Origin of the sequence: Psychrobacter sp. YGAH215, assembly GCF_007280595.1 — a bacterium.
GTDB lineage: Bacteria > Pseudomonadota > Gammaproteobacteria > Pseudomonadales > Moraxellaceae > Psychrobacter > Psychrobacter faecalis.
In genome coordinates this window covers 19226-42456 of record NZ_VKLR01000004.1, presented here as the reverse complement: position 1 = coordinate 42456, position 23231 = coordinate 19226, and the positions used below count along the sequence as shown (strand labels likewise).

The 23231-nt window shown below is 43.4% G+C and carries 18 protein-coding genes, 2 tRNA genes and 1 other RNA gene; 9 read left to right on the top strand and 12 right to left on the bottom strand.

Annotated features, from left to right (window positions below; genetic code table 11):
* Nucleotides 1-138: 138 nt before the first annotated feature.
* Nucleotides 139-1860, bottom strand: a complete 1722-nt coding sequence (locus FOR85_RS01980; RefSeq protein WP_144296492.1) for a TIGR00341 family protein — start codon at nt 1858-1860, stop codon at nt 139-141.
* Between the two features lie 379 nt (nt 1861-2239).
* Between FOR85_RS01980 and FOR85_RS01975 the strand changes: the two genes are divergently transcribed.
* Entirely contained in the window at nt 2240-2449 is a 210-nt protein-coding gene (locus FOR85_RS01975; protein WP_144296491.1) for a hypothetical protein, read from the top strand.
* 208 nt (nt 2450-2657) lie between these two features.
* Here FOR85_RS01975 and FOR85_RS01970 read toward each other — a convergent pair whose 3' ends face one another.
* Nucleotides 2658-3938 carry a L,D-transpeptidase family protein gene (locus FOR85_RS01970; protein ID WP_373681935.1) on the bottom strand — a complete coding sequence of 427 codons (1281 nt, stop codon included), beginning with the start codon at nt 3936-3938 and terminating at the stop codon, nt 2658-2660.
* A 550-nt stretch (nt 3939-4488) separates the two neighbouring features.
* On the opposite strand from FOR85_RS01970, the gene prmB reads away from it, so the two are divergent.
* From prmB to ssrA, 4 genes are all read left to right on the top strand, one after another.
* Nucleotides 4489-5661 carry a 50S ribosomal protein L3 N(5)-glutamine methyltransferase gene (gene prmB / locus FOR85_RS01965; RefSeq protein ID WP_144296490.1) on the top strand — a complete coding sequence of 391 codons (1173 nt, stop codon included), beginning with the start codon at nt 4489-4491 and terminating at the stop codon, nt 5659-5661.
* 84 nt (nt 5662-5745) lie between these two features.
* A complete protein-coding gene (gene aroC / locus FOR85_RS01960; RefSeq protein ID WP_144296489.1) occupies nt 5746-6849 on the top strand; it encodes a chorismate synthase in 1104 nt (367 codons plus the stop codon).
* A gap of 190 nt (nt 6850-7039) precedes the next feature.
* Nucleotides 7040-7711, top strand: coding sequence for an alpha/beta hydrolase (locus FOR85_RS01955; RefSeq protein ID WP_144296488.1), 672 nt, complete (start codon nt 7040-7042; stop codon nt 7709-7711).
* Between the two features lie 85 nt (nt 7712-7796).
* Nucleotides 7797-8155, top strand: a transfer-messenger RNA (tmRNA) gene (ssrA, locus tag FOR85_RS01950).
* 198 nt (nt 8156-8353) lie between these two features.
* Here the strand turns inward: ssrA and FOR85_RS01945 are convergent.
* From FOR85_RS01945 to FOR85_RS01930, 5 genes are all read right to left on the bottom strand, one after another.
* A tRNA-Leu gene (locus FOR85_RS01945) sits at nt 8354-8440 on the bottom strand.
* A gap of 122 nt (nt 8441-8562) precedes the next feature.
* A tRNA-Cys gene (locus tag FOR85_RS01940) sits at nt 8563-8636 on the bottom strand.
* A gap of 218 nt (nt 8637-8854) precedes the next feature.
* On the bottom strand, nt 8855-8989 hold the full coding sequence (locus FOR85_RS12725) for a putative transporter small subunit (protein WP_223808464.1): 135 nt from the start codon (nt 8987-8989) through the stop codon (nt 8855-8857).
* Nucleotides 8990-9091: 102 nt separating this feature from the next.
* Nucleotides 9092-10738, bottom strand: a complete 1647-nt coding sequence (locus FOR85_RS01935) for a sodium:solute symporter family protein (protein WP_223808474.1) — start codon at nt 10736-10738, stop codon at nt 9092-9094.
* 839 nt (nt 10739-11577) lie between these two features.
* The gene (locus tag FOR85_RS01930) at nt 11578-12885 is read right to left on the bottom strand and encodes an RNA-guided endonuclease TnpB family protein (protein ID WP_144296486.1); all 1308 of its coding nucleotides are present in this window, start codon (nt 12883-12885) and stop codon (nt 11578-11580) included.
* 118 nt (nt 12886-13003) lie between these two features.
* On the opposite strand from FOR85_RS01930, the gene FOR85_RS01925 reads away from it, so the two are divergent.
* Nucleotides 13004-13576: an ATP-binding protein gene (locus FOR85_RS01925; RefSeq protein WP_144296485.1), complete on the top strand. Its 573-nt coding sequence runs from the start codon at nt 13004-13006 to the stop codon at nt 13574-13576.
* Nucleotides 13577-13844: 268 nt separating this feature from the next.
* On the top strand, nt 13845-14501 hold the full coding sequence (locus FOR85_RS01920) for a response regulator transcription factor (RefSeq protein WP_144296484.1): 657 nt from the start codon (nt 13845-13847) through the stop codon (nt 14499-14501).
* 72 nt (nt 14502-14573) lie between these two features.
* On the opposite strand, the gene FOR85_RS01915 is transcribed toward FOR85_RS01920, so the two are convergent.
* The 5 genes from FOR85_RS01915 to metG all read right to left on the bottom strand — a co-directional run bounded on the left by FOR85_RS01915 (nt 14574) and on the right by metG (nt 21308).
* The gene (locus FOR85_RS01915) at nt 14574-15368 is read right to left on the bottom strand and encodes an ABC transporter ATP-binding protein (protein ID WP_144296483.1); all 795 of its coding nucleotides are present in this window, start codon (nt 15366-15368) and stop codon (nt 14574-14576) included.
* Between the two features lie 31 nt (nt 15369-15399).
* On the bottom strand, nt 15400-16299 hold the full coding sequence (locus FOR85_RS01910) for an ABC transporter permease (protein ID WP_144296482.1): 900 nt from the start codon (nt 16297-16299) through the stop codon (nt 15400-15402).
* Nucleotides 16300-16638: 339 nt separating this feature from the next.
* Complete coding sequence (locus FOR85_RS01905; protein ID WP_144296481.1) at nt 16639-17667, bottom strand: ABC transporter substrate-binding protein; 1029 nt, start codon at nt 17665-17667, stop codon at nt 16639-16641.
* A gap of 166 nt (nt 17668-17833) precedes the next feature.
* The gene (locus tag FOR85_RS01900) at nt 17834-18883 is read right to left on the bottom strand and encodes an ABC transporter substrate-binding protein (protein WP_144296582.1); all 1050 of its coding nucleotides are present in this window, start codon (nt 18881-18883) and stop codon (nt 17834-17836) included.
* A 307-nt stretch (nt 18884-19190) separates the two neighbouring features.
* Entirely contained in the window at nt 19191-21308 is a 2118-nt protein-coding gene (metG, locus tag FOR85_RS01895; protein ID WP_190295476.1) for a methionine--tRNA ligase, read from the bottom strand.
* 406 nt (nt 21309-21714) lie between these two features.
* Between metG and FOR85_RS01890 the strand changes: the two genes are divergently transcribed.
* Together FOR85_RS01890 and FOR85_RS01885 are read left to right on the top strand one after the other, a co-directional pair.
* Complete coding sequence (locus FOR85_RS01890) at nt 21715-22431, top strand: CoA transferase subunit A (RefSeq protein WP_144296479.1); 717 nt, start codon at nt 21715-21717, stop codon at nt 22429-22431.
* Between the two features lie 68 nt (nt 22432-22499).
* Nucleotides 22500-23129: a CoA transferase subunit B gene (locus FOR85_RS01885; protein WP_144296478.1), complete on the top strand. Its 630-nt coding sequence runs from the start codon at nt 22500-22502 to the stop codon at nt 23127-23129.
* Nucleotides 23130-23231: the final 102 nt, after the last annotated feature.

The window sequence follows — 23231 nt, the reverse complement described above, 5'->3', positions numbered from 1 at the left end:
TTTTGCAAGCGATTTTAGCACAAACGTACCAAGCGTGTTGAAGATTCATCAGCAAACGCAGTGGAAATAAGGCTTAATTTTCTTTATTAAGCAAGCGCTTGTATTAAGTGACTAGGATAAATTAAACCGTCAAACACATCAGTTGGTTAAAACGGTCACATCGGTTTTATCGAGTTTATCTTGAATAAGTGGGTGTGATTCAATCACCTGCACGGGCATATAGCGTAGCTGTAGCTTAATGGGTAAATAGTCGGGAAAATGTTCCGCCATATTTTTGCTAATAATCGCCTCAATTTGGCGGACGTCATAAAAGGTAGGGGTGGTCTCGCCGCGAATCACCGCGCGCACGACTTGATGGGAAGTGTCTTTATCGAATTGGGTATTGGTCAGCACGTTACCCTTGTCGCTAAAGTAGCTATTAATCGTCTCTTTGACGCTACTTTCAAACCCTTGCTGCTTGGCGTTGGTTTGTAGGTTGATGGTTAAATAGGTCCCTAAAACGCCTAACAACAATAACGTCACCGCATTACGCCGTAAAAAGGTCCAATAAGTACTTGATTTATAATCATCATCGACCAAGCGGCGAAAACCTAGTAGCCATAATACCAAAGCGTTGGTAAATTGAATGGCGATAATATTGGTCAAGGCCAATAGCAGCGCGCCAAGTCCCATTTGCATCTCACCATTGGCAAATAATATCCCACTGGCGGCAAGCGGTGGCACCAATGCCGTAGCCACGGCGACCCCAACCACAGCGACCGACAAGTGCGGCGAAACCATGGCATAAGCACCTGCCGTACCACCAGCTAAGGCAATCATCAAATCCATCGAAGTTGGCTGGGTGCGCGATAATATCTCGACAGTAAGTGGTTGATCTTTATGTAGCCAACCAACGATGAAACCGACCAACACCACCAAAGAGATGCCAAGAAATACCGTAATAAGTGATTTTCGCAATAGCGGCATACGGTGGTCAATAATCGCCAACGCCACACCAGTGATAGGACCGAGCATCATTGCTACTAGCATCGCGCCGATAACCACCGCTGCCGAATTGGTCACCAAACCATAGCTTGCGATGATAGCCGAGAGGATATTCATCACAAAATACATTTTACTCGGCAGGGCGTTGGCCTCAATCCGGACCCGTACTTCTGGATAGTCTACTTTTTTATTACTGAATTGCTCGGCGACAAACTGCTTATAAGACTCAAGTTTGGCTTCTTTTTTCTCTTTGATCTCTTCATCTTCTAGATTATCTATATTTACGTGGTTGTCGCCTTCCAAAGCCTTATTAGCGGTTTGGCGTGTGTTTTCAGCCTTATTAACTTCCTGCTTATTTTGTTTGTTATTTTTTTTATCGTTGATGTTATCTATATCTAAGCTATTTAGGTTTTGTTTTACATTCTCTTGCCGTTTTTTTTCAACTACTAATTTTTGAGTTTCTGTGTCTTTTGCATGGTTTTGATTAGAGATAGTTTTATTTGCGGCGGCGTTGACCTCAGTTTTATCCTTCTCCTGAAAAAACGCTTCCGCTGTATCGGTAAATTCAATGTCTGAATTATTATTTGTAAATTCATCAACAGGTTGAGAGTCGTCAACGTCTTCCGGCGTTTCTAAGGAAGCAACCACCACATCGGGTGCCACCGTTTCCATTTTGATGGTTGCCTCAGGCACTTGCGCATCTTTTGACGCTGTTGCTCGTTCTTCCTCATTGTTATTTTCGCTATGCGTCTGTTCTTCGATAACAGCCTCGTTGTCGATATTGCCAACATTACGTTTATCTGCAAACTCAGCATCGTTTTTAGGGTGATTCATAGGTAATGAGTCTTTAGAAGTGTCAGCGTGAGAGGAGGTCATAGAAGAAAACTTTATTAAAAAATGAGGTTAGAAGATAAAAGTGGCAGTTCAGAGTATAGAGAACGACAAGAACTCTAAAACTAAAGAAAGCAGAAGGTCTACTATTGTAATGATAAATGTCCAATAGCGTGTAAATTTCTTGTGCCTATAGCGTGTAAATTTCTTGTGCCTAAATAGAGGGAGATAAAAGACAGATAAGCGGATAGTTTAGCTATATTTTCAAGAGAAAAATGCCAAGTACAAATCAATAATTATAATATGGCTTTTAATATGAATCACTTGCTATAAATGGGCTGTGGGTCTATAAGAAAAGGCTTACTATTTGTGTGGATTTGGTGTATAAAGGTGTTATACCCACACAATAAATGAGGAATACATCATGAACTGGCCACTATTTTCTGTCATCTATTCAATAGCCGCAACCGTGACCGTCGGTGTATTAATGATTGCCGCTTTGGTCACAGGATTTAACCAAATCCCGCACATCCAAATGGCGGTTGCCGCAGGGATCATTGTATCCATTCCTGCTGCCTTATTTTTTACCAAAAAAGTGGGAAGTATCACGGGTAAGGAAAGTCATAAAGCCTAGGGCTACAAAGCTACGACTTTAAAGCTGAGTTATTTCAAAAGCTGGCTATTTCAAAAGCTAGCAGTTTCAAAAGCCCGCCACCATAAAAATTAAAAATAAAGAAAGGCGGCTTAGCTTTAGACTTTATATAAAATAAAAAACAGCCCCTAAAAAGGAGCTGTTTTTTTATTGCTTACAATGTGTTGTTGTTCATTTTAATTAATAACAACTATTTTAGCTCAACGGTGGCACCATTTTCGATATTGGCATATACCTCTAACACATCCCAGTTGGTCAAACGGACGCAACCAGCGGATGCTTGGCGGCTGATACCTTCAGGTTTCGGTGAGCCATGTAGACCATAAGATGGCTTAGACAAGCCCATCCATACCACACCGACAGGGCTGTTTGGACCTGGTGGTAGCATATGTACTTGTTTGTCTGACCCTTTACCAACGGTCGCTTTATACCACGGCATTTTTACTTTATTAATGATTTTAAACGTGCCTTGCGGTGAAGGTGTCGCATCACTTCCGACTGTTGTTGGATAAGTGGCGACCAGTTTATCACCGTTATAAGCATAAAGGGTTTTGTCGGCTTTATTGGCAACGACGCGATTAATTCGCTGTTTGAGTGGATCGCGCGTATTTAAAACGGTGATGGTTTCGCCAGCTTTATACTGTTTGTTTTTATTTAACTTGTCTAAATAGCGCACATCCATATGGAAGCGCTCACCTAACATCTCTTTGATGTCCTGATAATACAAGCCTTTCATTTTCGATTTGGCTTCTGCATCAGCAGGCGTGGTAGCAAAGTTGGTTTTCACATCATCTTCGGTGATGGTATAAGTCACTAGCACTGGCTTATTGGCTGGGATGTTTTTATTCAAAGCGTCCCACGTTTTTTGATCCATTTTACCAGTCGCAGGCAAGCCTTTCATGGTTTGGAAGTTAATCAGTGCTTTTTTACTGTTCATACCCCAGCCGCCATCGATAGCGCCCGGTGAAGCGTGATTCCAATCCAATAACGCTTGCATTTTGATGGTCATTGCGGAGTTGACCTTCATGTCCGGTGTCCAAGTGGCACCGTTGACTTGTTTGGCGTAATTAGACAGGTTTAGCGTGGTATATTTTTTACCATCGACATCTTCGATACTTTTGATAGAAGTATCGGCTGGGCGGTTATTTGCTACTGCTGCACTAGGAGCGGCAACAGCTTGGCCATCACTGATGTCATCGGTGCTATCAGACTGTACATCTTTACGCGCTAGCTCTTCGACGCTCATATTGTCGGCGCTGACGCTTTGTTGCTCATCTGCTCGTTGCGCGTCATTGTCGTCTTCGTCAGCTTCCTGTTTTTCTTCAATCAGCTGCGTCATACGATCAGGCGATTTAGGCTTTAAAGCAGGCGTGGCTACGACAGGCGCACGACTATCGAGTGAACTGCTGCGGTTTTCTTGCACGTTAAGACTGACTTTTTTCGCCATACTAGGCTGAGCAATAGTAGGCATTGAGTCAGCTTTACGTACTGGTAGAGTGCGCGTATTGTCGGCAGGGGCAGCAACAGCGCTGACACTGGCACTAACAATCGCAATAGATATAGCGGTGATAAGGGGCTTTATTTTCATCATATTGGCTTACTTATGGTTATAACTAATGCGGCTATTATGCGCATAATTTGGACGCTTCGCAAACTTTTGACACATCTTTTTTCGTTTAGGGCTTGCTAAACGTCAACAGTTGACGTATTCACTACAGTTGGGAAATAATTTAGTCATGCTAGTTATAAAAGAGCATTCACATTTGATTAGAGTCTTGTTTATTTGCTTTATCGTTAAATGCTAGAGTGGTAAGAGGTTAATGATACATTTACTTACCCATCATAAAAGTTGCCTTATTTATTTGCGGTAGTTTTTTGCGCTAAAAACACAGTCATTGGCGCCGCAGCAGGTTTACGTCTATAATGTATGACAAGTTTTAATTTAATAAATCGGCTGTTAAAAGTCAGCGATTTAACCCATCCGCATGTCGTCGATACGCATGCAATCAGTAAGGTGTGATATGTCAGAAGACCAAACCATGAGCGCAGAAGAGTTTCAAAATCAGTACTTCGCTGATGAGTCGCAAGGCTTAGATGATGAGATGACCTACGATTTAGAAACAGGGCTGCTTGGTAAAGACGATGAGTTTGATAATTTGCGTGCCGAGCTTGCAGAAGCGTGTGAGCAGCTGGTCAGCATCCGTGACTTTATTCGTTTTGCGGTCACGCAGCTGCGCAACTATGACGTGGTTGTCGCTCAAGGGACGACGGATGAATTTGCCGAAGCGTCGGCGATTGTGTTGCACACGCTGTCCTTAGATTGGGCAGCCAATGATCAGATTCTAGATTGCCGTTTAACCACTTCAGAGAAGCAGCAGGTACTGGGCTTATTAGAAGAGCGTATCGCTGAGCGTAAGCCGCTAAGTTATCTCATTAATTTATCGTATTTCTGCGACCTGCCTTTTTATGTCGATGAGCGCGTCCTAATTCCACGCTCACCAATCGCCGAGCTGATTCGTCAGCAGTTCCATCCGTACTTCGATGTTAATGAGTTGGCAAAGCCGCTTGGTATGAGCATGAACAATCAAGCTGCCGCCTTCTTTGACCATGGTTTAGAGATTAAGCAGTTGGCGCAGCCTGAGCGTATTTTGGATTTATGTACCGGTTCTGGTTGTATCGCTATTGCGCTTGCCACCCGCTTTGTTGATGCCTTAGTCGATGCGGTTGATATTGATAAAGGAGCGCTAGAAGTTGCGATGGTCAATGTCGATCATCATGACTTAGGACATCAAGTTAATGTGATTGAGTCTGACTTATTTGCCAAGATTCCTGCTGAGCATCAATATGAGCTAATCGTTACCAATCCTCCGTATGTCGATGCCGCGATTATGGCCGATTTGCCACCAGAGTTTTTATATGAGCCAGAACATGCGCTCGCTGCCGGTCAGGACGGACTGGATTTGGTACATCGTATCTTGTTTGAAGCGCCAGATTATCTGAGCCCTGAGGGCTTGCTGGTCTGTGAAGTCGGCGATAGTGAATGGGCGTTAAAGCAAGCGTATCCTGAAATCCAATTTGATTGGTTGAAATTCGCTCACGGTGGTCATGGTATTTTTGCTATTACCTATGACGAGCTTATGACTCATCGTCAATTATTCGCCGCTTATGTGCAATTATTAGATGGTAATCAATAAAGTAAAATTGACACTGACAATAAATTAAAAACAGCAATTAAAAAACGGCAATTAAAAATCGACTTCATTTGTTTAAGGGTAAATATGGCTGGCAATAGTATTGGACAGGTTTTCACCGTAACGACGTGCGGTGAGTCGCATGGCGCAGGCCTGATGGCTATCGTCGATGGCGTTCCGCCAGGTTTAGAATTATGCGAAGCAGATTTGCAGATAGATTTGGATCGCCGTAAACCTGGGACGTCTAAATACTCGACCCAGCGCCGTGAGTCTGATGAAGTCGAGATTATCTCTGGGGTATTTGAAGGTAAAACGACGGGCACATCGATTGGGCTTTTAATTCGTAACACCAATCAAAAATCAAAAGATTATAGTGAAATAAAAGACACTTTTCGCCCCGGTCATGCCGATTATACCTATAGTATGAAATACGGCTTTCGTGATTACCGCGGCGGCGGTCGTTCATCTGCGCGCGAAACGGCCATGCGGGTGGCGGCAGGTGCCATCGCTAAAAAATATTTGCATGAGCGCTTAGGCGTGCAAGTACGCGGTCATGTTACCCAAATTGGCTCGGAATACAGTCAAGTGCTAGATGCTAGTCAAATCGATTGGGATTTTGTCAATAGCAATCCGTTTTTTTGTGCAGACGCCGATGCAGTCAGCCGCTTTGAGGTTTTGATAGACAGCTTGCGCCGTGAAGGCACGAGCTGTGGTGCGAGGTTAGAGATTATCGCAAGCGGCGTGCCCGTCGGATTGGGCGAGCCAGTATTTGACCGTTTAGATGCGGATATTGCCCATGCAATGATGAGTATCAATGCCGTTAAAGGCGTAGAGGTCGGTGATGGTATGGCCGTAGCTGGGCAGTTTGGTCATCGCTCACGTGATGAGATGACCCCTGATGGTTTTACGGCCAATCATGCAGGTGGTATCTTGGGTGGTATCTCATCAGGCCAAGATATCCGCGTTAGTATTGCTCTGAAACCAACTTCTAGTATTACCACGGCTGGCAAGAGTATCAATACAGAGGGTGAAGCGATTGAGATGCTAACTAAAGGTCGTCATGACCCTTGCGTAGGTGTACGCGCGACCCCCATTGCTGAAGCGATGCTGGCGATTGTATTGCTTGATCACTATCTGCGTCATCGTGGTCAAAATGCCGATATTAAGCAACCAGTCCAATCGATTACTTAGATTTTCTGCCATACCTCTATTTGCCCTTTGTCGCATCTACTGCTGTTCTATTAGATACGTTAGAGGGTTTTTTTATGCATGCTTAAAAAGTTAAGTAGGTAAGTTATAAACTCTCATTTAAATACGGTATGTCTTGCTTAATCAAACAAACAAATCTGATTTTATTTATCAGTTAAAGGAACTTAAAAACATGAGTAACTATTTAGATGCTGTTATTGTTGAACACAATCCTAAAAACAAAGTGATTGACCGAGCCGTCATTTGGCTGCATGGCTTGGGTGCTAGCGGTCATGACTTTGAGCCAGTTGTTCCACAGTTAGGTCTTGCGGATGACATGGCCGTACGTTTTATCTTTCCGCATGCACCTAATCGTCCAGTGACGGTTAATGGTGGTATGGTCATGCCCGCATGGTATGACATCTTAGAGATGAGCCTTGAACGTAAAGTCGACATTGCTCAAATCGAAGAATCTTCTCAGCAAATTCATGACTTGATTGCTCGTGAAATCGAGCGCGGTGTTAAGCCTGAGCATATTGTCATTGCAGGATTTTCGCAGGGTGGGGCAGTGGCATATCATGTGGCACTTGGCTATCCACAGCGCTTGGCAGGGCTGATGGCGTTGTCTACGTATCTAGCGACCAATGACCATATCAGCTATAGCGCCGCTAACAAAGACATGCCGATATTGATTGAACACGGTACACATGACCCTGTGGTGCCTGTGGTTCTAGGCGAGCAAGCACAAAATTTGTTATCGGAGAAAGGCTATAGTGTCGTTTACCATACCTACCCGATGGCGCATCAAGTTTGTATGCCGCAGATTCAAAATATTGGCCAATGGATGAATAAAGTTTTAGCTTAGACAATTGAGCTGTAACTTAATGTAATACAGAAGGTTTTTAGGTTGAAAACTGATAGGCAGGTATCATATAATAGTCAGTCTTATTGGGGATGTTCTGGCTTCGACGCTGGTGATGAAACTCAATGATGCATGTCGAGAGTGTATGTCCTCTCGTTAATCAAACATATATTGTTATAGTCGCAAACGACGAAACTTACGCTCTAGCAGCTTAAACCCTGCTTACTTGGTTGCTGATCACCTACAGTTGGTCAACTAAGTTGAAGCGTCCGCATGTAGGCTCGCCACAAGTGATTGTCTCAATCGCTTGGGTTCAAAAGTAGAGAATCGTCCAATCCATCCTGACTGTCGGATCGGTGCGGATTAAAACTAAAGACAGAAACTAAACATGTAGATTCATGAGCGTAATGCTGGCGGACGCGGGTTCAACTCCCGCCATCTCCACCAAATATTAAAAATCCGATCACTTAATGTGGTCGGATTTTTTTTGATATACATTTATTACTAAGTTCGGAATGTAAAGTTTTAATGAGAGTAGAAGGTTGATTGATCTATTTGATAGAGTTCAAAGACAATAAAAGCACTGTTTTCTTAATGAGCTTATAAGAAAAAGGCCTCCAATTGCTTGGAGGCCTTTTAATATAATGGTACCCGGAGCCGGACTTGAACCGGCACGCTATTACTAGCGAGGGATTTTAAATCCCTTGTGTCTACCAATTTCACCACCCGGGCAAAACTTGTCTTATCTAAAAGTAAGCTTTCTACTTATTAGATAGTGGTCGCTATTATAAGCATTTCCATTAATAAAGCAAGCTAAAATTAACGTCATACTTATATATTTATAGCTAAATAATTGGAGGCTGAGGTCGGAATCGAACCGGCGTTAACGGAGTTGCAGTCCGCTGCATGACCACTCTGCCACCCAGCCAATCAAGGATGCCTATATTAGCAAAAATAATTTAAATTACAAGTCATTTTTTAACGAAACAGCGCTTATTTGCTAAGTTGCTGCTATTTAACCATAAATGAGGCATTATTTGAGCCTTAATAAGGTAAAAGGATAGCAAAATTGGTGCAAATGAAGTCATCGCCAAACCTAAATTCAGTGATGACTTGTTAAATATAACTATTCTAGTTTAACGCTTGCTAGACAATATCTTGATTATTACGTTTTGCTTTTTTGAAATCGCGATAAGTTGCGGTACAGATTAATGTCAGCACCCCAAGGGTAATCGCCGGCCAGACGAGGATATAAAATCCATAGATAAAGACGTTGTCCATGATGTCTCCTTATAGTGTTTATACAAATTTTTTGCTTACTAGACTTCAGTAAGAATGGCTAACCAAGCATTGGTTAACCATCAATGCCTAATAAGATTTTGCTTAAGTTTTTGGTAACGTTTTTGCTTGCGGCTGTTTATCGTAGTTGCCCACCCGCTGTTTAATGAGGTCAAAATCAAAATGCTCGTCACCCATAAGGCTGACAATCACGCAGACGATGGTACTGGCACCGTAAGCGGTCAAGGAAGCCAACAAGACCATATATTGGCGTAAAAAGCCGGTGGCAAAAATGAGCATCAGTACTAGCGTAATAGCGGCGGCGACCATACCGATTTTGCGTCCTAAAAAGCCAAAGACCATGAGTCCAATCACGACAGCAGCGCCAACACTGGCCAAAATCTCAAAGAATAGTGCGGTGAAGCCTTCAATGGGAATCAGCTCAAAGCGTGCGACGCAAAATAATAACAACCCGACGATGACGGCTGAGGTAAAGGCCACATTGGTCACGCGATTCCAGAACACACTGGCAATCACAGGGAATACAATGGTGCCCCATAATGCACCAACGAAGACCAGCATGACCAATATATCAAGCTTAAAGCTAGCGAAAATCAATCCAGCAGCGGTGGCAATAATCATGGTTGAGCGTCCAACCAGCATCATGGTTTTTGGTTTTACGCGCCCTTTAGCGATATTTTTGCCATAAACGTCCGCCATCATAATCGTTGATAGCGCCGATAAATCTGAGTCAGCGGTTGAGGATAACGAGCCAATGACCAAAATAAAGAACAAGGCAATAAATACCGGATGCAAATAAGTACTAACCATTTGCGGGATTAAGTTATTCATATTGCCATCGAGCGGTTCAATACCAATGGTCAAAGCCATCAAGCCAATCATACCAAGTCCAATGACGATGCCCGCGTAGCCGACCGTTGCAGTGACAAAAGTTGCTTTGATTTTGGTTTTATCAATGGCAAATAATCGCTGGGTAATGGTTTGGTTGCCGATAGCATAAGCCAATACCGCGACAAAATAAGGCGCCCCTTGCTGAAAAAAGGCTTCAGAAGAAAACAGGTTTTGCTGCTCTAAGGTTAAGTTTGATAAGCCGCTGACCATGACCGCAGGCCCGCCCATGGCAAATAGCACTGCAGGGATGATGATGACTCCAATCGCCATCAGAGCCACCAATTGAGCAAAATCGGTAAATACGGACGCTCGAAATCCAGAGGTCAACGTATAGCTGAGCACTCCGACACCTGCGATAATGACGCCGGTCTGAAACGATAACGGCGATAATACTGATACCAAAGCACCAGCAGCGGTAAAGTTGACCATCAAGCTAATTAAGCTGCCCATAAGGTTAGATATGGCTAAAATTAATTGGCTTGATGATCCGTGGCGCGCGTGGATAAGTTCACCTAAGGTGTGTCCATTAGGAGCAAGTTCGCGAAAGCGCATGCCAAAAGGGTAGATGAATAAAATCATCAAAGCGCCCCAAAAACCATAATGTAGCGGTCCTGAAACGCCGTATTTATAACCGGAGGTTGCAGCCGCATAAAACGAGGCTGCCCAAATCCAAGTTGCAGTCATACTCGCCGCGCCCATGCCGAAACCGACACCATGACCGGCGACCATAAATCCAGAAGTGGTTTCCTTATCTTTTTTAATCAATAAAGACAGCAGGTAAGTACCGCCATAAAATCCTAATAAAAGTAAAAGAATGGTGATTGATGAAAATTGGAACAATGACTCAGTTTTCAAATTCATACCTCGCAATTGTTTGAAGAATAAAGGTTTGCAATAAAAGTCATGCCACAAACTGTTAGGAATGTAATAGGGGATAGTAGTCCCATTCGCTGCCTACCGTGCAATGATATAAACAGTAATGCAAGCCAAACGCTCACGTTGAATGTGATGCCGCTTTTTTATTTAGCACAGTCCGTTAGACAAATATTTGCAAAAAAATAGACTAAAAATTTGTCTTAGAAATAACGGCGGCAACTCTCAATAGGCGTCTGTTAATGGATTGACCATTACGCTGTCAAGTGAGGCTTACTCGATAGTAACGAGACGCTAAAAGACGCTTATTGGTTAAGCGTCTCTAGCAAAAATACGGATAAGCACTGAGCCTAAACTGCTTGGGCGGTGCTAGATGGAGCTGTGTATAGTAGCTGCGTTAAGCAATAGTTAGGATAGATTTTCATCCCTTTATTGCTTGTGAGCGAACATCCGCTGTCGTGATAATAAGTAAATTTTTATGGCAGTTATTGCCAGTATTTACTCGTCATTGATAAATAAAACTACAGCGACGTTAAATTCTCGTAACATGTTTGTGCGGTAAGAGTAACCTATTCTGTCTGCTATCTCAAATTTTACCGCAGACTTTTTAGTCAGCCAGCATTAAGATAGACTAATAGGTCGTCATTAAAATGATCCTAATAAGCAGAAGAGGTTAGGATAAAACAAGAGACTTAATCGAATTTAATCGTATCCCTAGCAAAGGAAGAATAAAGGCTAGGAAAGGGGTTGACATACTCCCGCCACTTTCGACAAGCTCAAGCGGGGGATTCTAAAAGCAAAAGCTCTTAGGCGACTTTCTCACGACCGTCGCAAGTTTTCTGCTTCAACGGGCGACCTTTACTGCATCTTCCCTCGACAGACAAAACGGCATGTCCTGCCGCAAGAATATTACGAGCTGCATTAACATCTGCATTCGCAATATAACCACATTCAACGCACTCAAATTTTGCTTGGGTACGTCTATTTTCTTTTGCAACATGCTTGCATTCAAAGCAGGTTTGGCTCGTGTAGCGTGGATTTACTTTGATAAGTAATCCGCCGTGCCATTGCTGCTTGTACTCAAGCATATTGACCATCATGCCCCAGCCTTGATCTAGGATGGATTTGTTTAATCCTGACTTAGCTTTAACCTGACGACCTTTGTTCTCCACCGTACCACTGGCTGATTTCGACATATTGGCGACTTTTAAATCCTCACAAGCGATCATGGCGTGGCTTTTGCTGATGCTGGTGGTGACTTTATGCAAGTAGTCATGGCGAATGTTAGCGATATGATGGTGTAGCTTTTGAATCTTGCGGTTTTGCTTTTTCCAGTTTTCACTGAACTTTACTTTTTTTGCCAGTCCTCGTTGCAGCTTGGCAAGTTTAAGTTGATTGGCTTTAAAGCTGTTTTTGGGTTTAATGTACTGACCGTCTGAGGTACTGATGAGCTTGGTGACGCCTAAATCAATACCAATGGCGCTCGTAGAGGGATGAGTCGGGTTTTCAGTTAACTCCCTTTCAGTGCCAAACGACACGTACCAATGACCGGATTTCTTGCTGATGGTGACGTTTTTAATTATCCCAAGAATGTCTTGAGATTTTCTAAACTTTACAAAACCTACACCATTCGGTAGTTTGACACGATTGCCTTCAACACGGCAATATTTATCAAACTGTACCAAGCGTATTGAATCACACCCATCTGATTTGCGCTTGAAGCGCGGCATAAGCGGGCGTAATTGGATTTCTGTGCCATCAGCAAGCTTGAAGAACTTAGGCTTTTTAGGTTTTTTCTTATTCTCTTTCAATCGTGCATGAACTTTAGAGTCAAAAAAGCGTGACCAAGCAGAAGCGAGATCACGAATTTTTTGTTGTAAAGACACCGCGTTAGAGCTTGTTTTTAAGAAGGCAAACTCAGGATTTGCTTTAATATCCATGATTTTATTAACCAAGTTGGTTGCATTAATAAACTCATTTTTAGCAAACATCTCAAACGATACCGCAAGCACTTGATTCCAAACAAAACGCGCAGAGCCAACAAGATTATTTAAAATAACCTGTTGCTCTACATTAGGCTCAAGCCTAAATTTATACGCTTTGTTGATCTTCATGCGATACTCGTTGTGAGTTAAAAGTATTACAATAATTAATTATTATACCAAAATAAAGTACACATTGTATGAATAAGCATTAAGAATAATGCGAAATTCACCTCCACCCTAATGTCGGATGGAGTCCTCTTTCGCGGTTTTGATAGACAAACAAGCGACAGAAAGTGCGTTACAGCAAATTGTTAATGAAACCGAACGGGTCGCGGCTGTTATCAGTAATATTCGGCACTGGGCAGGGCGCTCGCAGCCGAACAACGTTCAATTGGACATCGCCACCACCTATGAGCAGTGTATATTGCTACTTGGTGAAAAAGCCTTAAGTACTGGCTTTTGGTTAGCGAGTGACTACCAGTCTTTGCAATTGCCAAGCTTGGTTTTAGACCAGTTATTGATGAATAGTATGCTCAATGCCGAGCAGCAGGGGGCGACACAGATAATGTTACGTTGTCAGGCAAAAGATTATAATGGCAAATCGTATCTAGTATTGCATGTAACCGGTGATGCAGGCGGTTTTGATGAGGCGCAGTTGCTTGACTATAAACCATTAGCTGGTAATCAGCAGTTAGTTGAGGGTCAATCACAACAGAGTCTGACTAATAAATACGCCACCAAATCGACTAAAGAAAATGGTTTAGGCTTGGGGCTGATGATATGTCAGCGTCTATGCAAGTCGCTTGGCGGTATGATGTAGCTTAGCAATATCGAAGTGCAGCAGGAGCTTAATACTATACAAGCGTTAGACGGTTATCAGCAGCGCTTAAAGCGGTCATTAAATGGTAAAGTGCGCTTGATAAAAACGGAAAACACTCATCCATTAACAAACAGGGTAGGTGCGCAAGTGTCTTTTTATCTGCCGCTGCATTTGGCAGATGATGTTAAGAGATAAGATAATAAAAACAGAGCTATGTAAATCCAAGTATTTATAAAATCTACAAATAAACTTAATCATAAGGTTGCGTATGAATGCTCAGCATAATTCAGTTAAGCACTCAGAATGGCAAACGCCAATTAATAGCAATAATGAACTTCTACTGGTTCATATCATCGACGATGAAGAAAGAGTGCGTAATTCCTGTAATTTTTTAATTAGCAGCTTAGGATTGCCGACCCAAGTGTGGTCAAGTGCCCTGACTTTTTTGCAGCAAGTTGATATCTATTATCCCGCAGTGATCGTCAGTGATTTAATGATGCCAGCAATGAGCGGTCAAGCACTACAAGCGCAGCTTAATCAACATGAAAGCCCCATTGCGCTTATTGCATTAACTGGTCAAGGTGAGATTGCTGATGCGGTTAACATGCTCAAACTAGGCGCCGCCGATTATTTAGAGAAACCGATTAATAGTCACCGTCTCCAAGAAGCGCTTGAGCGTGCGCAAGTATTAACACTCAAGCGTGCTCAGCTTTATGGGATCAAAAAACTCTATGTGCAGCTAACAGAGAAAGAAAAACAGGTCGCTCATGAGCTGATGCAAGGCAATCTAAATAAAAATATCGCCGACCATTTAGATATCTCGGTACGAACAGTAGAGGTACATCGCTCACAGGTGATGAAGAAAATGCAAGCGCAGCATGTCAGTGAGCTGATTCAAAAGTTGGTCATGCTTGATTCTCAATAACTAAAACAGCCATAAAAAACGCCTAATGAGAAGGCGTTTTATTTTTAAATTCAAAATATTTTGCGAAATGAGCTAGCTTAATATCAAACTGTCATCTTCGACCTTTTCACCGCGTGTCTGCTCAAACATATCCAGTAAATCATGCACGTTCATGCCTTTACGGATATCGCCAGATACGTCTAATACCACCTGACCTTGATGAAGCATCACAGTACGCGTACCATGAGCTAGAGCCTGCTGCATCGAATGCGTGACCATCATCGTTGTCAGCTGATTGTCGGTAACGATTTTATCAGTCAACTCTAAAACAAACGCCGCCGTTTTAGGGTCAAGGGCCGCCGTATGCTCATCAAGTAGTAGAATCTTAGACGGCTGCAATGAGGCCATCAGCAGACTAACCGCTTGACGTTGACCACCAGATAACAGTCCCATACGGTCGGTCAGACGATTTTCTAGACCCAACTTTAATACTGATAATTTCTCACGAAATAAGTCACGGTTATTTTGATTAAGCGCAAAGTTCAAACCACGTTTGCCGCCGCGCTTATAGGCAAGCGCCATGTTTTCTTCGATGGTTAGCGCCTCACAAGTTCCCGCCATCGGGTCTTGGAATACGCGAGCGACCCAATGAGCGCGTTGGTGCGCGGTTTTTTTGGTGACATCGATACCATTTAACAAGATTGAACCGCTATCGACGCGCGTGGTGCCACTGACCGCATTTAAAAAGGTCGATTTGCCTGCGCCATTGGTACCGATGACGGTGACAAATTCACCATCGGCGATATTCAGATTGATACCGCGTAGGGCAGGGTTTTCAATGGGCGTTCCAGGATTAAAGGTCAACCGCAAATCTGTAGCTTGCATCATAATTATAATTCCTTATGGTTGCACATTGACATTAAGCCCGAACTTTACGACTTAAAAATTTATTTTTAGCTTTTGGTAATACTAAGGCCAAGACCACGAGTAGCGCGGTAATCAAGTTTAAATCTTGTGGACCAAATCCGATACTACGTAGCGTATTGCTTGATAGAGCCACTTGAATAAAGAGCTTATAAAGCACCGCACCAACGACCACCGCAAAGGTAATCAGCCAAATACGCTTAGCTGGAATAATGGTCTCGCCGATGATGACCGCTGCCAAACCAATGACAATCGTCCCGATACCGATCGAGATATCAGCGCCACCTTGCGTCTGCACAAATAATGCGCCCGCTAACGCAATTAAACCGTTAGAAATCGCCATACCAATGATGGTCATCCATGAGGTGTTGATACCTTGCGCTTGTGCCATACGTAGGTTTGAGCCAGTTGCCCGCATCGATAAACCCGTTTCGGTACTATAAAACCAGTTTAAAAACAACATGGCCAGTAGCACAACGACACCAATAATAAGGCAGCGCATCCAGTAACCATTGCCATCACTGACCAAGGTGCTAAATACTGTCGTTTCACCTAATAATGGTAAGTTTGGCGCACCCATAATCCGTAGGTTGACAGAGTATAAAGCAACCATCACAAGGATACTGGCAAGCAGCTGTAAAATACCCAGTTTAACGTGTAGCCATGCGGTGACGATACCCGCAACTGACCCCGCTAGCATACCAAAGGCACAAGCCAGCCAAGGATTCACACCAGCGATGATAGAAATACCCGCGACAGCGCCGCCCAACGGAAAACTACCGTCAGCGGTCAAATCCGGAAAGTCGAGGGTACGAAATGAGATAAGGACGCCAAGCGCCACTAGGCCATAAATCAGACCACTTTCAAGCGCACCAAAAAAAGCAATTAAAGACATAAGAGATCAGTAAGTCATAACCCAGCGTTTAATAAATGATGGCGAGATAATTAAGATAGGCGACATATCGCGCTATCAATCAGCCAACTTTGCTTAAACGACTAAGCGGTGAATTTAACAGATAGGGGTATCTGCAGTTAGGGTCAAGCAAAACTTATAATTACTATTAATAACCCTAAGTCTTGCTTATTTAAAGCCTTGAAAAAACAAGCCCAGCCTACTGACTGAGAGCTGGGTTTGTCTGCGCTACCTATATAGCCATATCAAAATAGCCATATCCAATTAACCTAGACGATAATTGATAAAAACTACCGTTTAAATTAGAGTTAAAAGCGGCAGTTATTCTAACACTACTTTTGCTTTATCGATAACGGCTTGTGGTAGCGTGATGCCTTCGGCTTGCGCATTCTTTGGACTGACATGTAAATCAAGCGATTGCGGCGTATAAACAGGGATTTCGCCTGCTTTTTCACCGTTTAAGATACGCGTAACGATTTTACCAGTCTCGCGGCCCAAATCGTAATAGTTTACCCCTAAGGCTGCAACGGCACCGCGCTCAACCGAACTGGTATCAGAGGCAATTAGTGGAATCTTACTTTCTTTAGCGATTTGGTACAGTGATTCGTATGCTGAAACCACGTTATTATCCGTTGAGGTATAAATCATATCGACTTTACCTTCAAGGCTACGAGCGGCCATCGCAATATCGTTACTACGCTGCGCAGGCGCTTCGTGAACGTTAATACCAAGCGGGGTCAGATTCTCTTTTAGCGCTTTTAAAACGATGGTTGAGTTCACCTCACCTGGGCTATAGACATAACCGACGTTTTTTAGACTTGGGATAATTTGACGCATCAAATCGATTTGCGGCGCATAAGGAAGAGCATCAGAGGCGCCAGTAACGTTGGTGCCAGATCCATCAAGTTTCGGTACCAGTTTTGCTGCGACAGGGTCGGTGACCGCTGAGAACACCATAGGAATGCTGCTGGTAGAAGCGGCTACAGACTGAGCCGATGGTGTTGCAATCGCTACGATGACATCTGGTGCATCAGCGACGAATTGCTTGGCAATCTGACCGGCAGTGGCGGTATTACCTTGGGCGCTTTGGAAGTTGATGGTTAAGTTTTCGCCTTCTTTAAAGCCGGCGTCACTTAACTCGTCGATAACGCCTTTACGCACATCATCGAGTGCTGGATGTTCAACGATGGCGGTAATAGCGACCGTTTTCATGGCAGCTTTGCTATCGCCGCCCGTTGTAGCGCCGTCAGTGGTGTTGGCATCTTGTGCTGGCTGGTTACAGCCGGTCAAGATAGCGGTGCAAACACCGCCCCATAATAAAGCTTTGGCAAAACGATTTTGATACAACATGGGTCTGACTCCTGAAAATAATAATGTGTCCGTACATTATATAAAAGATAAGAAAGGGTAGCGCTGCCAGCCATTATCCTAGCTGATTGTGTAATCCGTTGTATAGCTGACTATTAATTACCATTCATTTATTCTTTACTATTGAGACGCAACTATTTATTAGTGACTATTTACTGGCCTTTTGTGCTTCTTTGTCGACATTGATGGCGTTTTTAAGTAAGTCTGCCGATAGGCTAGTACCTTGTTCAGCGGCGTGTTTTGGGCTGACGTATAGCGTTAAGGTATTCATCACTTGCGGTGCGATATCTTTGGTCGCTTCACCGTTTAATACCCGGTACACCATTTTGCCTGTAGTACGGCCAAAGTCATAATCATTGACACCAAGTGCCGCCGTCGCACCGCGTCTGACGCTAAATTCATCTGAGGCAATAACTGGGATATCAAGTTCATTAGCCGCATTTGCCATTGCTTCAAAGGCCGAAACCACGTTGTTATCCAATGAGGTATAAATAACCTCTACCTTGCCTGCCAGACTACGAGTCGCCATTGCAACGTCGGTAGGGCGATTGGCAGTAACGCCCAATATCTTAAGCCCGCGTGCTGGTGCTGCTTTTTCCAGTTGTTTAAGAACCACTACTGAATTGGCTTCGCCTGGGCTATAAACATAACCAATGGTTTTCACATTAGGGACAATTTTTTGAATATTGTCTAACTGCGGTTCAATAGGTAATTCGCTCGACAAACCAGTCACATTGGTTTGGATAGGCACGTCATTTTCGTCAATTAGCTTGGCTGCCACAGGGTCTGAAATGGCGGTATAAATAACGGGAACAGTTTTTGTCGAAGCAACTACAGATTGCGCAGAAGGTGTTGAGATGGCAACGATAGCATCTGGATTGTCACCGGCGAACTGTTTGGCAATTTGCCCAGCCGTTGCGGTATTCCCTTGCGCACTTTGAAAATTAACGGTTAGGTTTTGCCCTTCTGCGTAGCCGTTGTCCGCCAGCTCATCAATAATACCGCGGCGCATCTCATCTAAAGAAGGATGCTCGACAATTTGCGTGATGGCCAAGGTTTTGGCAGGCTTGTCGTTATTCGCGCTATCATCAGCGTTGACGGCAGGGTCGGTCGCATTATTAGAGCAAGCGGTTAAACCAAGCGCCGCGCTAATAGCAGCGCCGCACAGGCTAAGGCGTAAAGTAGTGGCAAAGGTCATTTTATTTTGGCTCATAGGTTAAAGAGTGCAGGTTACCCGAGTCAATGTTATGTGCATGCTGAGATAACGGGCGAACATTAAGGTAATCAATCCATTGATCATTACGTCCATATTATGACAGTAATGTAACTTATGGCAATAAGAAAATAAAACGCGTTTGTCATTCATTTTATAAAGGTTAGTAAAGATGGATTTTTGTCTATATTTTTATTTTTTGCCCATGCTCTTTTTATTTTGTCACCAATGAATTTTGGGCAAAAAAAGATGCCACGAAAGCATCTTTTTTATTCTATAAGTTCAATCGCAGTTAAGCCAACACATCACCAATAACGCAGTTGTCCGGTAAAGTAACCACCGTTAACTGAGTTTTTGGATTGCCCGTTGATAGCACCATCCCTTCTGAGATGCCAAATTTCATCTTACGCGGCGCAAGATTGGTGACGCAAATCACCTTTTTATCGAGTAATTGCTCAGGTTCATAAAACTTACGGATACCGCTAAAGACATTACGCGGTTTGTCTTCGCCAACGTCCAAGGTAAATTGTAAAAGCTTATCCGCACCTTCGACATAATTACAGGCTAAGACGTGCGCCACTTTCATCTCAACTTTGGCAAAGTCTTCAATACCGATATAGTCAGCTTGTTCAGCATTTGTATCAGTATCAGCCTTTTCTGCTGGCTGAGTGTTTACTGCCGCTGTTTTATTATCTGAATTATTATCGCTGCTAGTAGTAGGGGCTTCTGCTTGCGCCAATGAGGCCTTTGAGTCTTCAACCATTGCCGCAACGTCTTTTTCTTCGATACGCTGCATCAAAGGTTTAAACTTATTGATTTTATGACCAAGTAACCATTGATTTCGGCTAGCAAAGCTTAAATCGTCAATATTTAAGAATTCTTTGGCATTAGCAGTCAGCTCAGGTAATACTGGCGCCAAATAAACCATCAATTGGCGGAAGATATTAATCGCCACCGAGCAGACGTCTTGCACTTCTTGCTCAGTGCCCTCGATCTTGGCAAGCGACCAAGGTTTTTTCTCGTCGATATATTCATTGGCCTTATCGGCACACTGCATGATTAAGCGCATCGCACGCGAGAATTCACGGTTTTCATAAGCGGCCGCAATCTCATCACCGGTTTTGGTGATATTTTCTAGTAATTCTGATTCTACGCAAATCTCCGATAGCATACCGTCGTATTTCTTCACGATAAAACCGGCACTACGGCTGGCGATATTGACCACTTTACCGACCAAGTCAGAGTTGACCTTTTGCATAAAGTCTTCTAAATCAAGGTTGATATCCTCAACTTTGTCAGACAGTTTGCTGGCGAAATAATAACGTAAGTATTCAGGATGTAAGTGTTCCGCGTAAGTTTCGGCCTTAATAAAGGTGCCGCGTGACTTACTCATTTTTTCGCCATTGACCATCAAGAAACCGTGGGCAAAGACACCCGTTGGCGTACGGAATTCACTGCCGGCTAGCATGGCAGGCCAAAATAGCGCATGGAAATAGACGATGTCTTTACCGATAAAATGATACACCTCGGTTTTATGCTCGTTTTCTTGCATCCAATAACGGTCAAAATCAAGCGCTTGATCGCTTCCTTCGCGCTTATCACATAGGTTTTTAAAGCTTGCCATATATCCGACTGGCGCATCTAGCCAGACATAAAAGTATTTTTCTGGCTCATCGCTTGGGGTATCTGGAATTTGAAAACCAAAATACGGCGCATCACGCGAGATATCCCAGCTGGTCAGACCCGCGTCAAACCATTCTTGCAGTTTATTGGCGACGGAGACTTGCAAGCGATTTTCGCTGCGCGTCCAATCTTTTAAGAATTGCTCAAACTCAGGCAAATCAAAGAAATAATGCTTAGAAGTTTTAAGCACGGGCGTCGCATTAGATAGCGTTGAATGCGGATTGATAAGGTCGGTCGCATCATAAGTGGTACCGCACGCTTCACAGTTATCGCCATATTGGTCAAGCGCGCCGCATTCAGGACACTCTCCTTTGACAAAACGATCGGCTAAAAACAGCTGCTTTTCAGGGTCAAAAAGCTGTTTGACGTCCTTTGTACTGATATGTCCGGCGCTATTAAGGCGACGATAAATCAGCTCAGAGAAATGCTTGTTTTCTTCTGAATGGGTGCTGTGATAATTATCAAAGTCAATCAAAAATTTGGCAAAATCGGCTTCATGTGAGGCTTTTACCGAGGCAATTTGCTCTTCTGGGGTGACGCCATTGGCTTCTGCTTTGAGCATAATCGCCGTACCGTGTGCATCATCAGCGCAGACATAGGTGACCTGATGGCCTTGTGCTTTCATCGCACGTACCCAAATGTCGGTCTGAATATATTCTACAAGATGCCCCAAATGGATATAGCCATTGGCATAAGGAAGAGCACTGGTTACTAGAATCTCACGCACTTTTGTCACCTATATTTTTATATAAACGGGTTGATTTTCAAACGTCTCGAGCACTTTATGAGGAGTCAGCACCGTATTATCAATGCTAAATTATTAACACTTAAAACGTCCAATAACTCTAAAAAAGAGAAGAATTAAAAAAGTGCGCCTATGATACCGTAATTCGGCCGATTTTGTGATATTACCTTGGTAATTAAATCGATGCTTAATCACGCAGGCAGCTACGCAGTTACTCAAGGATTTAGCATATAAGTATTTTAAGATTATTATCTGGTCGCTAGGATAATAATATGCTAGGTTAGCAAAGAGAGTGTAATTTAGTTATATCGATACATAATGTATTGTCTTATATAAACGATGAGACATTACCTATATAAAAAATAATGTGACTTGCAAGGAGATGAGCATGAGTCAATCAAAAGTATACAGCAGCGCTGCAGAAGCGTTAAAAGGTATCGTCAGTGACGGGCAAACTCTCGCTATTGGAGGGTTTGGACTGTGCGGTATTCCTGAAGCGCTGATTGAAGCATTACGTGATAGTGGGGTCAAGGATTTAACCTGTATCAGTAATAACGCCGGTGTCGATGATTTTGGTTTAGGCTTACTATTACAAACGCGCCAAATCAAAAAAATGATTTCATCGTATGTCGGTGAAAATAAAGAGTTTGAGCGCCAATATCTGTCAGGCGAGCTAGAGGTTGAGCTAACGCCGCAGGGAACGTTAGCGGAAAAACTGCGTTCAGGCGGCGCTGGTATTCCAGCGTTTTATACCGCAACTGGCGTTGGCACACAAGTAGCTGAAGGCAAGGAAACGCGCGAGTTTGATGGTCGCACCTATGTACTTGAGCATACTTTGCGGGCAGATGTGGCACTAATTAAAGCACAAAAGGCTGACAAAGCCGGCAACTTAATCTTTAATAAAACGGCGCGTAATTTTAATCCAGATTGCGCGATGGCGGGTAAAGTTACAGTTGTGGAAGTCGAAGAAATCGTAGAGATAGGGCAGCTAAACCCCGATGAGATTCATCTACCGGGTATTTTTGTCCAGCGTATTGTCTTAAATGATAATCCCGAAAAACGTATTGAAAAAACTACTACCAAAGCAGCCACTACAAGCGCTTAAATGAAAGATTATTTAATGGTTTTAATGAAAAAATAACAATAGGCTTTGTAAACAATAAGGAAATTATCATGGCATGGACAAGAGAGCAGATGGCACAGCGCGCCGCGCAAGAGTTAAAAGATGGCTATTATGTTAATTTAGGAATCGGATTGCCGACCTTAGTAGCCAACTATATCCCTGAAGGCGTCGATGTTTGGCTTCAGTCTGAAAACGGTTTACTCGGTATCGGTGAGTTTCCAACGGCAGAAAATGTCGATGCGGATTTGATTAATGCGGGCAAGCAAACCGTCACCACCGAACCGGGTGCCAGCTATTTTAGTAGCTCAGAGTCGTTTGCGATGATTCGTGGCGGTCATGTCAATCTGGCGATATTGGGCGCGATGGAAGTGTCAGAAAACGGCGATTTGGCTAACTGGATGATTCCGAAAAAAATGGTCAAAGGCATGGGCGGCGCGATGGATTTGGTGGCTGGCGTGCAGCGAGTGATTGTGCTGATGGAACAGGTCAATAAACATGGCGAGCCAAAAATCCTTGCCGACTGTGAGCTGCCACTAACGGGTAAAGGGGTGGTCGATCGTATTATCACCGAGCTTGCCGTATTAGACGTCACTGACAACGGTCTAAAATTGGTTGAGCTGGCAGAAGGAGTGAGTTTTGAGGAGTTACAAGAAAAAACGCCGGTGAGCATTATGCAATGAGTGCGTCAAAAGCGATTAGTAAATGAATATCCGACTTTGTGAGGTGTTTGCTTGGTTTAAGCATCATTCGCTTGCTAATAAAACACCAATCCTTTAGCATTT

What these genes read in the sequence shown, in the direction of transcription:
- FOR85_RS01980 (WP_144296492.1), bottom strand. Translation starts at nt 1,860, where the DNA reads ATGACCTCCTCTCACGCTGACACTTCTAAAGACTCATTACCTATGAAT.
- FOR85_RS01975 (WP_144296491.1), top strand. Translation starts at nt 2,240, where the DNA reads ATGAACTGGCCACTATTTTCTGTCATCTATTCAATAGCCGCAACCGTG.
- FOR85_RS01970 (WP_373681935.1), bottom strand. Translation starts at nt 3,938, where the DNA reads ATGCCTACTATTGCTCAGCCTAGTATGGCGAAAAAAGTCAGTCTTAAC.
- prmB (WP_144296490.1), top strand. Translation starts at nt 4,489, where the DNA reads ATGTCAGAAGACCAAACCATGAGCGCAGAAGAGTTTCAAAATCAGTAC.
- aroC (WP_144296489.1), top strand. Translation starts at nt 5,746, where the DNA reads ATGGCTGGCAATAGTATTGGACAGGTTTTCACCGTAACGACGTGCGGT.
- FOR85_RS01955 (WP_144296488.1), top strand. Translation starts at nt 7,040, where the DNA reads ATGAGTAACTATTTAGATGCTGTTATTGTTGAACACAATCCTAAAAAC.
- FOR85_RS12725 (WP_223808464.1), bottom strand. Translation starts at nt 8,989, where the DNA reads ATGGACAACGTCTTTATCTATGGATTTTATATCCTCGTCTGGCCGGCG.
- FOR85_RS01930 (WP_144296486.1), bottom strand. Translation starts at nt 12,885, where the DNA reads ATGAAGATCAACAAAGCGTATAAATTTAGGCTTGAGCCTAATGTAGAG.
- FOR85_RS01925 (WP_144296485.1), top strand. Translation starts at nt 13,004, where the DNA reads ATGGAGTCCTCTTTCGCGGTTTTGATAGACAAACAAGCGACAGAAAGT.
- FOR85_RS01920 (WP_144296484.1), top strand. Translation starts at nt 13,845, where the DNA reads ATGAATGCTCAGCATAATTCAGTTAAGCACTCAGAATGGCAAACGCCA.
- FOR85_RS01915 (WP_144296483.1), bottom strand. Translation starts at nt 15,368, where the DNA reads ATGATGCAAGCTACAGATTTGCGGTTGACCTTTAATCCTGGAACGCCC.
- FOR85_RS01910 (WP_144296482.1), bottom strand. Translation starts at nt 16,299, where the DNA reads ATGTCTTTAATTGCTTTTTTTGGTGCGCTTGAAAGTGGTCTGATTTAT.
- FOR85_RS01905 (WP_144296481.1), bottom strand. Translation starts at nt 17,667, where the DNA reads ATGTTGTATCAAAATCGTTTTGCCAAAGCTTTATTATGGGGCGGTGTT.
- FOR85_RS01900 (WP_144296582.1), bottom strand. Translation starts at nt 18,883, where the DNA reads ATGACCTTTGCCACTACTTTACGCCTTAGCCTGTGCGGCGCTGCTATT.
- FOR85_RS01890 (WP_144296479.1), top strand. Translation starts at nt 21,715, where the DNA reads ATGAGTCAATCAAAAGTATACAGCAGCGCTGCAGAAGCGTTAAAAGGT.
- FOR85_RS01885 (WP_144296478.1), top strand. Translation starts at nt 22,500, where the DNA reads ATGGCATGGACAAGAGAGCAGATGGCACAGCGCGCCGCGCAAGAGTTA.